Source organism: Shewanella sp. P1-14-1 (assembly GCF_001401775.1).
GTDB lineage: Bacteria > Pseudomonadota > Gammaproteobacteria > Enterobacterales > Shewanellaceae > Shewanella > Shewanella japonica.
In genome coordinates this window covers 20,121-32,656 of the sequence record NZ_LKTL01000029.1, presented here as the reverse complement: position 1 = coordinate 32,656, position 12,536 = coordinate 20,121, and the positions used below count along the sequence as shown (strand labels likewise).

Genomic DNA, 12,536 nt, shown 5'->3' with positions numbered 1-12,536 from the left:
GCGTAAATAATGTTGCCGCATAAAGTCAGTATTTTTGAAGTTGGAGCCCGTGACGGATTACAAAATGAGCTTCCCGTCAGCACGCAAGACAAGTTAACGCTCATCGACCAGTTAGCTGATGCAGGTGTAACGCGAATTGAAGCGGGTAGCTTTGTTTCCCCTAAATGGGTGCCACAAATGGCCGACTCGGGTAATATTTTTAAGCAATTAACCCGCAAGCCAGATGTTGCTTACTCCGCTTTAACCCCTAACTTAAAGGGGCTGGAACTTGCGCTTGACGCTGGAGCAGATGAAGTGGCTATTTTTGGCGCAGCATCAGAAACTTTCAGTCAGCGCAATATAAACTGCTCTATTGAAGAGTCTATTGCACGCTTTGAGCCAGTCATGGCAATGGCTAAAGCCCGTAACATTCCAGTACGAGGTTATGTCTCATGTGTCCTTGGCTGTCCTTACGAAGGTGACATTGAGATTGATGAAGTCGCTCGCGTGTCTGAAATACTTTACAAAATGGGTTGTTACGAGATTTCACTTGGCGACACCATTGGTGTTGGCACCCCCATTAAAGCCCGTAAGATGGTTGAAGCCGTGGCTAAGTTAGTGCCTGTTGAAAAACTGGCGCTACACTTCCATGACACCTATGGCCAAGCGCTTGCCAATATACAAGCTTGTTTAGACACGGGCATCAGTGTGATTGACTCATCTGTGGCCGGCCTAGGTGGTTGCCCATACGCTAAAGGTGCATCAGGCAATTTAGCGACAGAAGATGTTGTATACATGCTTCATGGTATGGGGATTGAAACCGGTATCGACTTACACAAATTAGCTAAAGCTGGCCAACAAATTAGCGCCGCTTTAGGCCGACTAACGGGCTCAAAAGTTGCTCAAGCAATTTGCAGTGAATAACCAAGGTTATTCTGGCCCCAATAATTTGCACTTAACGCAAGATAGAAAAGGACAAGATGATGGCAGGACTCAATAAAGTCGTTCATAGCTACGAAGAAGCCTTAAACGGACTCACCAATGACATGACCATCATGGTCGGTGGCTTTGGCCTTTGTGGTATTCCAGAAGGGTTAATTAACCACATGGTAAAAATGGGTGTAACAGGATTAACCGCCATCTCAAACAACGCTGGTGTTGATGATTTCGGCTTAGGCCTTCTGCTTAAAGAACGTCAAATCGCCACCATGATTGCCTCGTATGTGGGCGAAAACGCCACGTTTGAGCAGCAAATGTTATCGGGTGAGTTAAACGTTATCTTGACTCCACAAGGCACATTGGCTGAAAAAATCCGTGCTGGCGGCGCTGGAATTCCTGCGTTCTTTACCGCAACTGGATACGGAACTCCTATTGCTGAAGGCAAAGAAACCCGTGAAATAAAAGGCCGACATTATGTGCTTGAAGATTCACTGACCTCTGACTTTGCCCTTGTTCGTGCATGGAAAGCTGACACGATGGGCAATCTGATCTTTCGTAAAACGGCAGCGAACTTTAACCCTATGATGGCAACTGCGGGCAAGATTACGGTCGTTGAAGCAGAAGAGATTGTCCAACCGGGTGAATTAGATCCAAACCACATTCATACCCCAGGTATTTATGTTGACCGCGTCATACAAGCAAGCTTTGAAAAACGCATCGAACAACGTACTGTCAAACCAACTGACACGGCTGCAAAATAAGGAGCAAGAACATGGCTTTATCAAGAGAACAACTTGCTCAACGTGTAGCACAAGAAATGCAAGACGGCTTTTACGTTAACTTAGGTATCGGTATTCCAACCTTAGTCGCTAATTACATTCCAGACGGCATGAGCGTCATGCTTCAATCTGAAAATGGCTTGCTGGGTATGGGCGAGTTCCCAACCGAAGACACCATTGATGCTGATTTAATTAATGCAGGTAAACAAACGGTCACCGCTGTTGATGGCGCATCATTTTTCTCATCAGCAGAAAGCTTTGCCATGATCCGCGGCGGTCATGTGGATTTAACCGTACTAGGTGCATTTGAAGTGGATGTTAATGGTTCAATTGCATCATGGATGATCCCTGGAAAGTTAATTAAAGGCATGGGCGGCGCAATGGATTTAGTAGCTGGCGCTGACAATATTATCGTCACCATGATGCACGCAGATAAAAAAGGTAACTCAAAGCTACTGCCTCTATGTGAGTTGCCATTAACAGGTTACGGCTGCATCAAACGCGTAATGACTGACCTTGCCTTTATGGAAATCAAAGACGGCGCATTCCACTTGTTAGAGCGTGCACCAGGGGTATCAGTTGAAGAGATCCAATCAAAGACTGCGGGTAAGTTGGTCGTGCCAGAGCATGTACCAGAAATGGTGTTTTAAATTGAATGTTTGATTCAATTTAACTTTGGATAAAAAAATCAAAAGCGAGCTTCATTGAGGTTCGCTTTTTTGTTGGTGATTCGCAATTCAATTGCTCTGAAAGATTAAGAGCACCAAACTGCGTTTGGATTGAGTTTTCAAAGATTAACGTCGTGGCGCTTCGCCCACACCAGACCAAAAGGGAGTGGACGGCAACTCCCTCTTGGAACCCCCACCCGCTCCAACGAAGTGTTTTTCCTCTGACTAGCTAAGCCAATTCACTACCGCCTCAGATTCGCCATCCATGGCTCAACTGAGGCTATGTCGGCGTCCTGCCTCCATCACGTGAATTGACTTAACGTCATCGGACACTTCAATGGAGATTGTTGAATCGGCAGGTTTGTTTTTACTAGAAAATAAAGTTTATTCAGCATCAACTAAATTCTAATTGAACATTCTCTCTTTTAATTCTTCACATGTTCCATCTAATCCTGGAAATAAAGATCCTGCTGTCACTCCCATCAATGTTAATTCTTTCACAACTTTATCTCTTTCAGACCAAAGTAAGTCGACTGCATGTAAAAAATCAATACCCAAAGATTGCTCAACTGTCTTAATGTGTAATTCAATATCAGCAACACTAGTTACAGAACTTGTAGCTTGCTGAGGAATCATTCGGTTATTTTCTATTCCAAGTAAATCAATTACTGAAACATGCCTTTGACCAGACGTTATATTCTGATTTTGTGCAACTTTTTGACGCCATTCACTCGACAATATATAGATTCTAACTTTTTTGTCTGGGGATTTTTTAGCATCTTCGGAAGATATCCCTCTAAATGCAAAAAAAGCTGCTACATAGGGTGATAGTGTCCAATCAAGTAACGGAGTAGGATAACCGTGATGTTGAGCTAAATTCATAAGAGCACCGAACTCTTCTGAATTAGACAAATCGAAAACATGATTTGTTTTATTACATAAAGATCTATGAAGTTCGGGAATATCTTCTCTCAAATAACGAGTTAAATCATTCCGACCTTGACGATGAAAGCTTGTTTGTAATTTCCAAGGCTCATTCTGTCCACGATATAAAGAGCGATCAGTACTGTTAATTATCATTTGTTTGAAATCGTTCCATGACTTCAAATCTGATGGTAAAACTGATCCACTTTTAAGATTTGATACTTCAAGTTCACCATCTACATTTGTGTCAATATCAGTTTTAGCACTTACATTTAGCTTTTGATTAGTTAATTTGAACTTAATATTTACTGATTTAGGAATTTGCGATTCAATGTATTTATCCTTGAGTAACTCCCAAGAGGTTGGGGTCAATAAACGTGAATCAAGCGGGTGAATAAGTTCACTATTACACTCTCCGACACCTTGAAATATGTCCTTTTTTAGCAATTCAAAATGTATGGAAAGACTAGGAATTGTATTAGACTGATCGACAAAATAGGCTACTCCATTATACGAATTTTCTCTTTCGTCAACATTCATAGTCACCAATGCGACGTTAGAACCTTTTAAATAACCTAACCATTGTCCTTTCATCAATACTCCTGTTAATGCTCTGATTAGCCAAGCTAAAAAACTATAATTATTGCTTTATATTATCTCATAATTCTCAATCCTCCCTACAAAAAATAATAAATGACCATAAGTGGAGTCAAAGTAAACTTTCCTAACTACCTCACTTGAGCCCGCAGGTTCAATTATCTCCGTTGGAAGTGTCTGAATGCGTTAAGTTCATTTGCGTGATGGAGGCTGGTCATTCTCGTGCATCCATGCACCACATGACATTCAGGCATCCTGCCTATCGACGCCGACATAGCCTCAGTTAAGCCATGGTCACTCTTAGCATCCCAGCTAGAGTCACATTAAACAATATTAGGCTTCTATCACAAAGCTGCCTTGCATAATCGCCCAGTGACCTGGAAATGAACAAAAGAATCGGTAAGCGGCTTTGCTATCTAACCCCTCAATATTAAACGTTATTGATGTTGAGCCTCCGCCGCCAATAACGTCAGTATGGGCTAACACTCTTTCATCACCCTCTTTTATATAGCTGTTATCAGCACCTGCGGTCATGCCGTCATTCGCAATAGCTTGAACATTGTCAGCAGTGCTTAGTACCCAGTTATGGCCCATTGCTGATTTAGGTAAACTGCCTGAATGATGTAAGTTTAAGGTCACTTCTTTGCAGGTCGCTGGCACTGATAAACTTTTCTTATCAAATTGCATCGCATCATTGGCCGTAATTGTTAGTTCGCACTCACTTGCGTTAACGTTTAGGCTCATTAACATTACGCCTAGTGCAGCTGTAGCTTTAATCATGTTGGTCATATCATTTCCTTGTGACGGTATAGAATGCATTGTTATTAAAAACGAAAGCATACTAAAACAAATCGCAACAAATGAGAATGATTATCAATTGTAAATAAGTTAAATATTGATTAGCACTTAGCGAATAACCCTTTAGGAGAAATCAAAAGAGTTTGCGTATTCTACTCTTCTAGGATGCTTACTTCATATGTCTGCGTATATAAAAAATATCGATTATGTGGCAAAAGAGCGCTGTAATTTAATCTTTAATTACCGCTTTGCATGTAAGATAGGGGGTTAATCTTCCCAAATAGGCTCTGCCCTATTGCCATTGTTAGGCTAATTTCATGACGTTTGATATTTTATTACTGTTACTTGCTGGTTTTTTTGGCGGCGTTTTAAACTCGCTAGCTGGCGGCGGCAGTTTTATCACTTTCCCTGCATTAATATTTGTTGGCGTGCCACCGATTATGGCTAATGCAACCAATACTTTTTCGTCCTTTGCTGGATATCTCAGTGGTGCATTTGCATTTAGACGAGAGCTGCTTGCTCATAAAAAAGAGATTAAAACCATTATCATCACCAGTTTATTTGGTGGTGCTTTCGGCGCATGGCTATTACTCATTTCTCCAGAGACCGTGTTCCAACAAGCGATTCCTTGGTTACTATTATTTGCAACCTTACTGTTTATTTTTGGCTCTAGAATCAATGCCTTTTTCAGTCGTTTATCGAATCAACATAAGTATGCCTCTCAATTGGGCGCGGTAATGTTATTTTTAGTGCTACTAGCTGTCTGTATATACGGCGGTTTTTTCAATGCGGGGTTAGGCATTATCGGTTTAAGCTATTTGGCATTAGCTGGGCACACTAATATCAATGCGATGAATGGCATTAAGCTAGTCATTTCTTCATCGGTTTCCTTAATCGCTATTATTTTATTTATCTACAATGATGCAATTGCGTGGTTCGAGGGGGTTACGGTACTGGTTGGTACTTTGATTGGCGGTTATATGTCAGCCCATATTGCCAACAAGGTATCCCAAGTACGCATGAGGCAGTTTGTGATTGTGATGAGTTGCGCCATTACGGTTTATTTCTTTTACTCCACATATTCTAACCCTCTGTAAAAACTAGATGCAGCTTGTTGTTGTGATGAGCTGCAACATTACGGTGTATTTCTTTTACACCACATTTTTAAACCTCCCCCCAAAAAACTAGATACAGCTTGTTGAAATGAGCTTTAACAGTTCGGTGTATTTGTTTTACACCACATATTTATACCTCCCCCAAAAAAACTAGATGCAGCTTGTTGTTGTAATAAGCTGCAACATTACGGTGTATTTCTCTTACTCCACTTATTGTCATCCTCTCAAAAAATGAGATACATGTAGTGAGTGACTCCTATTCCAGTTGCATTCTTAACAACAAAACGGTGTTGATTGCAGATATAAGGCTATCGTTTCTGGCAGGTCACCGCTTTGTTACCGAAGTAACAATTCAGGGTTTAAGCAAAGTAAAATTCACTACTAAGCTTCAACCAAAAGTCCCATACCGAAGAGGCTTAAACTAAAATAAAATGAAATAATTCTGTAACAAGCAATAAACCCAATGAAAACCCAGACACATATAGTAAATGGAATTTACGATACTGAAAAAATGTACCTCACGATTGGTAAAGACTCAGTAGAGAAGCACTTTAAACCTTACCGTAAATACATTAGTCGTTATAACATCGAAAAAGAATCATTAGTTAGACTTCAAAATATTAATGGAGTCCCCAATTTAATCGACTGTGATGACAGAAACAAAACACTGGTGATGTCAAAAATTTCGGGTAAAACACCAGCACATCTAACCCGTGATAACTTGAAAGATTTGATTGAATTAGTCAATAAAATGCTCGATGCAGGTGTTGCTCGGCACGCATTACCCATAAGAGATATCATTGTTGATAATCAGAATAAATTAGGCTTAGTAGATTTCGAACGCTCTACTTTACGCGGCTCAATCATCCGTCTTGATTGGTATGTGGCCAAAAAAGTCACTCACTACCATTTATATCGATTAATTGCTCAATTCCAGCCTGACCTACTTACGAATAAGCAAAGCCAAAAACTCAATGCTGTAACTCGAATTCGACACTTCTTCAAACGCTAGTACAGCGTGCTTTACTAGAAACAGTCAGCGATTGTCATGCTTTAACTGCTTTCAGTGCAAATCAGTCTATTGGTTGATAGCGGTTGTTTTTAATCAAGATTAATCAACCTATAAATCTCACAATGTATCATTAAATCAGTAAATTAGCTCAAATTCGTTATTATATTCAACGTTAAATATCGCCTATTAATTCTGTGAGTTAAATCGTGCAAGTTTTGCATTTTATATTAGGCTTAAAGATTGTCATCTATTGACATAAAGCAGTGATTTGACAAACTTCTAAGGAGAGAAAAATGTCTAAGAAATTAATAGCGCTACTTATCTCAGGTCTATTGCTGGGTTGTGGTAGTAGTGATGATTCAGAAGAGCCAGCACCAGAAGCTGAAATACCGCAACCAGAGGTTGAAGATCCCGCTCCCACACCAACCCAAGGTATCTTTATCGATAGTGCCGTTATCGGTATTGGATATAGAACAGAAACTCAATCTGGAGTCACTGATGAAGAAGGTAATTATAATTACCTTGAAGGTGAAACTGTCACTTTCTTTATCGGCGACCTAACCTTCCCTGCAACACCAGCATCAGGAATTGTCACCCCTTTTAATATTGCGGCATCTGAAAGTGTTGATGACAATCAAGTAGTAAACATCGCAAGGTTGCTACAAACGCTTGACCAAGATGGCGATACTTCCAATGGGATTACCATTACCGATACCGCTATCGCAACAGCTGAACCAGTTGATTTTAATTTAAGCACAGATGAATTTGCCGACGATCCTGCGGTTAAAACCACTATTGAAAATGGCGGTCAAGATACCGCTGTAACAGACTTAGTTGATGCAGACGATGCTGTCGACCACTTAACCGAACAAGTTGCGGCGAATGGCGTTCAGGTCGGTATCACTGGCACTTGGCATTATCCAGATGACGATAATGATTTACTCACGTTAGTGTTTTTTAACGACGGCACCTATGCGCATTTTGAAGTTGACTCAGAGGATGAAGAGGAAGAGTCAGGAATGGAATGGGGAATGTACAGCCGTGACAGCGAAACCAACCGTGTTATTGCCAGTCAAACATTTGATGAAAATGGCGATACAGGCTTAACTGATTTTACTGACGTAGATGGTGCACCTTTATTATTTGCCGAAGTTATGGAAGAACAATTAGTCCTTTCAATCGACGAAGATGCCAATGACTCAATTGATGAAACACTTAATTTTGATAAGCAAGGCAGCGAGGGTGTTGTCGGCACCTGGTTAGTAAAAGCAACCGATGATCAACCCGGTGATGAAAATGACTTGTTGATGTTGTTATTTAACGATGATGGAACATACATTCATGCAGAAATAGACCTAGATGGTGCGGCCGAAGAGTCAGGCATGGAATGGGGAACCTACAGTATCGATAGTGAAAGCAATATGGTCACAGTAACCCAAACGTTTGATAGTAATGGGGATACAGGGTTAACTGACTTTGTCGGTGAAGATGGGCCTTCCCTATCAATGTCGGCACAAGGCAATACATTGCTTTTATATATCGACGAAGATGGTGATGGCGACGTTGATACTCAGATGTTATTCCAGCGTCAATAAACAATGTACACAAGCTAACTCAGTAGGTTCAATCTACACCTTTAAGAATGCGCAATACACGCCATGCTTGAATCTGCTGAGTTTTATTACCCCACCATAATTAAGGCTTTATCATTACGAGTTAATCAATAACGACACATTAATTGGTCGTTAGTAGCGAATACACATGCAATAAACTCAAGTAGCCATTCTTAAAAAATAATTCTTTAGGGAAGCAAGGGGTTTTGCTTCCCTCCTTATCTAACAAACTGCTAAAAATGATATCTCACGCCGCCAATGGCTTCTAATTCGACTTTAACATCATCAATCAAGTACAAGGTAGGTTGTGCTTCAATAAAAAACGTAAAGCGCTCTACTTTAGTGTGAGCACCAAATACCGCTCTTGCGCCCAATTTAATATCATCATTTTTTTTATCAGCAATCTTGCCGCCCACGCCCCAATAAAAATGTGGGTGATCGTTAAAATTAAATGTTTTATCTAAGGTAAATGAAAAGTCATCAAAACCCACCCCAAACTTATACTCATTCATTTTTACATTAATGCCTGAGTCGCTACCTACCATTAAACCGACTTCAGGCGCAGCATTGGCCTTAGGTGTAAAAATGATAACCAGAGAAAGCATGATTGAAACAAAGACGGTGACAAACTTCATGATGGACCTTGTTAGAAAATAAAAGGCGACATCCTAGCGAGTTTGCTTTTAAGAGTAAATTTGACGAGTAACATTGGGGCATTTTTAAACAAATAACGCGAGTAAAGCGCCAGTATACATAACGATTTCATAGCGATTTTGCATCAAGTGTTTCAATGTTGGGCGAAAGTAACACACAATAAAATTAAGGCGTATATGAAGCATGGATGCCAAAGTAGCATCCGAGTCGGAACCTATTCAAACTCGTCAGTAAATCATGAACAAGTCCCGATTATCTTACTTCAAGATAATTTCTCGCATTCTATATTCCCCTGTTAAGGTTCTCACTTCTGGGTATTTGGCAGAGATTTCGTTAGACATTTTTTCATCCGAATCACTCCATTTCTGCATAAATTGTTTGTACTTTTCCTTATTGGGTTCAATATCAGCGGCATTGTCAAAAGTCACCACCAGCAACATATTAAAGTCACCACTGGTTGCCAGATCACTGCCGTATATTTTCCAATCTTTAATAAAGCCAAGCTCCTTTTGAATATTTACTGCTTTAACCCAGCTACTGCGTAAACCCGCTAAGTAAATATCTCCCATATTGGGATCCACTTTTACCGTGGTCATCATCATGATTTCGCTGCCGAGATCGTAATCTTCATATACTTCTAATCTATCCTTTGAAAATACAGAACTACTAAATAAAACACATAATGCAATTATTAAGGTCTTGTTCATGTCGTTCACTCCTAATTGTTAACTTAATTCACTGGTCACTTTTTAACCAAATTAAGCTTTAAGAGTATAGTCGAAAGGGTTATAAAAGCAGGAAAAATATAAATCTGAAAGTTATCAGTTCATTAGCGGTGAATATAAAAAAGAATAAAGAAACAAGTCAGTCTAAAGTTATACAAACGACTGAGATTAAAGGATAAAAACCGCACATAAAAAAAGAAATAAAAATGGTTCTAGAAGTACCTTTAACGTATTTAAAGTAAAACACCGCCCGAAGAGCGGGTTTTCACCGCTCAAAAACGTATCACTTTAGACTTACATAAAAAGAGTTGTTAATTAAGCATCTTTAGCGGGGGCTGCAGTAAATAACCCCTGAATTTTCGGTGTGATACTAATAAGTTGATTGGTCAATAAACTCATGCTGTAACCCAGCATGGCGCCCAATAATAATGGCGGTAGAATAGCTGCTAAATCAGCGCCTAATGCAAATGTAATACAGCAGCCAATAAACGCACCTGGGATAAACGCCAGTTTTTGATAACTCGCCTGTAAACACATCGCAGCAGTGGCAACACCGGTAAATGCGTAACCTACCATCGGTGAAATAAAGAACCCACTCCCCGAGATAATAAGCCAACCCCAAAAAACACCTGACAGATTCGTACTCATGGCCATCAGCATGCCTTTAAGGCCAGTTTCTGTTTGAGCAAAAAAAGTGCTACAGCTTAAAAAACCAACCCAAGTCACTAACTGGAAAACATCGGCAACCCCAGCCCATAGCGCTGCGAGTAGACCTGCTGATATTGCTATTTGCCAACGATGTTCCATATTGCCCTCTCGAATGTTGCCAAAATAAAACGTAGAGTTTATAAAATAATACAATCGACACGTAATCTACGCTATTTAGCGATGAAACAAAAGTGATCTAGAACAGATTAATGAGCAAAAAACAGTCAACCAAAGCGATAAAGCTGCCAATACATTAAATATTACTAATTCAAGATACACTTAGTATTAAGGATTTTTATCCTCCTCAATGAAGTAAATCTGTAAATCTATCGACAAAAACCATAACACTTGTCACTTCCAAACAAGCTAAAACCATTCATAAACGAACTATTTAAGTGATACCGTTCAAATTTTTACTACAAGAACACCGAGTTTATGTAGCTAATTGTATTTTCTTGCGAGAGCTATCATTTTCTATTCTTTGACTCCTCTAGTCTGATATTCAACAAGTCATCAACAGCAAAGCTGCCTTATTGGACTCAACAAAACCAATAGTCATGACAATAATTTGAGGAACGCCTATGAAAAACTACCTATCAAACTCAAGATTAAATCTTGCGACAAATAGTCTTGACTGGGTCATGGGACACACCATCAAACAATCGCTAAGTCTTAAAGATGCAGTGCCTTTAGATGGGATTCAGCAATTAGCGGTACCAGAAAAACCGATTGAGACCTTATACATTCACATTCCTTTTTGTCATACATTGTGTCGATTTTGCTCGTTCCACAAAATTAAGTTTAATGAAGGCGTCGCTAAAACTTATTTTAAAGCCCTAAGACAAGAAATTCGCACAGTAATTGCGCAAGGATACCGATTTAATCGAGTGTATATTGGCGGCGGCACGACCACGATTTTAGAAGATGAATTAATCAAAACTATCGAACTGATTAAATCTATTACCACGATAAGAGAAGTCTCTTGCGAGAGCGACCCGATATACTTTAAAGAAGGTAATCCGCATTTACTTAAAGGCTTAGTGGATCGCATGTCTATCGGGGTGCAGAGCTTTGATGACAAGATTTTAAAGGCCAGTGGTCGATTTGAAAAATTTGGTAGTGGATTACAACAAGCCGAATACGTTAGCCGTGCAATTGAAGTAATACCAACGGTTAATCTCGATATGATGTACGGCTTTAAAATGCAGACCCCAGAGACTGTAGCCAATGATTTAGCCCAAACAATTCGTCTCAGCCCAGATCAAATCACCACTTATCCGCTTACCGTAGGCATTGGTCAAAACCGTAAAAAAGCGGGTTGCCTTGCTGGCCAACCCGAAGAACTTTGGCCACAATTTTTAGCGGTAAAAGAAGCACTGGCTGAGCGGTATATTATGGAGTTCCCATGGACTTTCAGTCGTAACTTTGGCCAACCCGTTGAAAATAAGTATGTATTAGATGGCGAAGATTGTTTCGGTGTTGGCTCTGGTGCTTTCGGGCGTTTTGGCGAGCAGTTCAGGATCTCAAGTTTTGATATCCCTGACTATATTGAGCGTATCCAATCTAATCAAACCGGAACCAGCTACACCAAACCATTAGATAACAAAGCATTATTACAACATCATTTAATGATGATGATGGGGCATGGACTATTGGATAACGCCCAATTTAAAGCACATACAGGTAAAACATTGTGGCAAGCGTTCCCACTTGAGATGAGTTATTTGATTTCAGCAGGCGCACTGAATAAACAAGGCAGTAACTATGTGACCACACCGGCAGGTCAATTTATTGGTTTGAAAATGTTCTCAGGCTTTTTAGCTGGGATGGACTTCTTACGTGAACAAGCAAGAGAACTGCCCTTATCAATGAAATCTGACAGCGAAGCATCTGCTAATAACAGCATCGCTAATGAAACAAAAACAGATTCAGGCATTATCGTTTAATACAGGCTCTGCGGCTTACTATTTAAGTCGCAGAGCAAACATCCCTTAAATTTGCTACGACTTTATTAGCTTATAAAAG

Annotated in this window: 12 protein-coding genes; 7 read left to right on the top strand and 5 right to left on the bottom strand. The window is 40.0% G+C overall.

Features of this window, described 5'->3' with window-relative positions; translation table 11 throughout:
* Nucleotides 1-9: 9 nt before the first annotated feature.
* The 3 genes from AN944_RS18185 to AN944_RS18175 are packed head-to-tail and all read left to right on the top strand — an operon-like array spanning nt 10 to nt 2,347.
* Nucleotides 10-903 carry a hydroxymethylglutaryl-CoA lyase gene (locus AN944_RS18185; RefSeq protein WP_055026070.1) on the top strand — a complete coding sequence of 298 codons (894 nt, stop codon included), beginning with the start codon at nt 10-12 and terminating at the stop codon, nt 901-903.
* A 59-nt stretch (nt 904-962) separates the two neighbouring features.
* Nucleotides 963-1,679 carry a CoA transferase subunit A gene (locus AN944_RS18180; RefSeq protein WP_055026069.1) on the top strand — a complete coding sequence of 239 codons (717 nt, stop codon included), beginning with the start codon at nt 963-965 and terminating at the stop codon, nt 1,677-1,679.
* 11 nt (nt 1,680-1,690) lie between these two features.
* Nucleotides 1,691-2,347 carry a 3-oxoacid CoA-transferase subunit B gene (locus AN944_RS18175; protein WP_055026068.1) on the top strand — a complete coding sequence of 219 codons (657 nt, stop codon included), beginning with the start codon at nt 1,691-1,693 and terminating at the stop codon, nt 2,345-2,347.
* A 423-nt stretch (nt 2,348-2,770) separates the two neighbouring features.
* Here the strand turns inward: AN944_RS18175 and AN944_RS18170 are convergent, their stop codons facing one another.
* Both AN944_RS18170 and azu read right to left on the bottom strand, forming a co-directional pair.
* Complete coding sequence (locus AN944_RS18170; protein ID WP_055026067.1) at nt 2,771-3,883, bottom strand: FRG domain-containing protein; 1,113 nt, start codon at nt 3,881-3,883, stop codon at nt 2,771-2,773.
* A gap of 336 nt (nt 3,884-4,219) precedes the next feature.
* The gene (gene azu, locus AN944_RS18165) at nt 4,220-4,666 is read right to left on the bottom strand and encodes an azurin (RefSeq protein ID WP_408005091.1); all 447 of its coding nucleotides are present in this window, start codon (nt 4,664-4,666) and stop codon (nt 4,220-4,222) included.
* A gap of 335 nt (nt 4,667-5,001) precedes the next feature.
* Here azu and AN944_RS18160 point away from each other — a divergent pair, with 335 nt between their 5' ends.
* The 3 genes from AN944_RS18160 to AN944_RS18150 all read left to right on the top strand — a co-directional run bounded on the left by AN944_RS18160 (nt 5,002) and on the right by AN944_RS18150 (nt 8,406).
* Nucleotides 5,002-5,781 (top strand): sulfite exporter TauE/SafE family protein, encoded by a 780-nt coding sequence (locus AN944_RS18160; RefSeq protein ID WP_055026065.1) that lies wholly within the window; start codon nt 5,002-5,004, stop codon nt 5,779-5,781.
* A 481-nt stretch (nt 5,782-6,262) separates the two neighbouring features.
* Entirely contained in the window at nt 6,263-6,811 is a 549-nt protein-coding gene (locus tag AN944_RS18155) for a hypothetical protein (RefSeq protein WP_144430221.1), read from the top strand.
* 293 nt (nt 6,812-7,104) lie between these two features.
* Nucleotides 7,105-8,406: a hypothetical protein gene (locus AN944_RS18150; RefSeq protein ID WP_055026063.1), complete on the top strand. Its 1,302-nt coding sequence runs from the start codon at nt 7,105-7,107 to the stop codon at nt 8,404-8,406.
* A 251-nt stretch (nt 8,407-8,657) separates the two neighbouring features.
* Here the strand turns inward: AN944_RS18150 and AN944_RS18145 are convergent, their stop codons facing one another.
* The 3 genes from AN944_RS18145 to AN944_RS18135 all read right to left on the bottom strand — a co-directional run bounded on the left by AN944_RS18145 (nt 8,658) and on the right by AN944_RS18135 (nt 10,610).
* Nucleotides 8,658-9,059: a hypothetical protein gene (locus AN944_RS18145; protein ID WP_055026062.1), complete on the bottom strand. Its 402-nt coding sequence runs from the start codon at nt 9,057-9,059 to the stop codon at nt 8,658-8,660.
* Nucleotides 9,060-9,335: 276 nt separating this feature from the next.
* Complete coding sequence (locus tag AN944_RS18140; RefSeq protein WP_055026061.1) at nt 9,336-9,785, bottom strand: hypothetical protein; 450 nt, start codon at nt 9,783-9,785, stop codon at nt 9,336-9,338.
* 333 nt (nt 9,786-10,118) lie between these two features.
* Complete coding sequence (locus AN944_RS18135) at nt 10,119-10,610, bottom strand: DUF1097 domain-containing protein (RefSeq protein WP_055026060.1); 492 nt, start codon at nt 10,608-10,610, stop codon at nt 10,119-10,121.
* Nucleotides 10,611-11,092: 482 nt separating this feature from the next.
* Here AN944_RS18135 and AN944_RS18130 point away from each other — a divergent pair, with 482 nt between their 5' ends.
* Nucleotides 11,093-12,457, top strand: coding sequence for a coproporphyrinogen III oxidase family protein (locus tag AN944_RS18130; RefSeq protein ID WP_080916204.1), 1,365 nt, complete (start codon nt 11,093-11,095; stop codon nt 12,455-12,457).
* Nucleotides 12,458-12,536: the final 79 nt, after the last annotated feature.

Bases quoted from the DNA above. Each gene is read 5' to 3' on its own strand.
- AN944_RS18130 (WP_080916204.1), top strand. From the start codon at position 11,093: ATGAAAAACTACCTATCAAACTCAAGATTAAATCTTGCGACAAATAGT.
- AN944_RS18155 (WP_144430221.1), top strand. From the start codon at position 6,263: ATGAAAACCCAGACACATATAGTAAATGGAATTTACGATACTGAAAAA.
- AN944_RS18160 (WP_055026065.1), top strand. From the start codon at position 5,002: ATGACGTTTGATATTTTATTACTGTTACTTGCTGGTTTTTTTGGCGGC.
- AN944_RS18145 (WP_055026062.1), bottom strand. From the start codon at position 9,059: ATGAAGTTTGTCACCGTCTTTGTTTCAATCATGCTTTCTCTGGTTATC.
- AN944_RS18175 (WP_055026068.1), top strand. From the start codon at position 1,691: ATGGCTTTATCAAGAGAACAACTTGCTCAACGTGTAGCACAAGAAATG.
- AN944_RS18185 (WP_055026070.1), top strand. From the start codon at position 10: ATGTTGCCGCATAAAGTCAGTATTTTTGAAGTTGGAGCCCGTGACGGA.
- AN944_RS18135 (WP_055026060.1), bottom strand. From the start codon at position 10,610: ATGGAACATCGTTGGCAAATAGCAATATCAGCAGGTCTACTCGCAGCG.
- AN944_RS18150 (WP_055026063.1), top strand. From the start codon at position 7,105: ATGTCTAAGAAATTAATAGCGCTACTTATCTCAGGTCTATTGCTGGGT.
- AN944_RS18140 (WP_055026061.1), bottom strand. From the start codon at position 9,785: ATGAACAAGACCTTAATAATTGCATTATGTGTTTTATTTAGTAGTTCT.
- azu (WP_408005091.1), bottom strand. From the start codon at position 4,666: ATGATTAAAGCTACAGCTGCACTAGGCGTAATGTTAATGAGCCTAAAC.
- AN944_RS18170 (WP_055026067.1), bottom strand. From the start codon at position 3,883: ATGAAAGGACAATGGTTAGGTTATTTAAAAGGTTCTAACGTCGCATTG.
- AN944_RS18180 (WP_055026069.1), top strand. From the start codon at position 963: ATGGCAGGACTCAATAAAGTCGTTCATAGCTACGAAGAAGCCTTAAAC.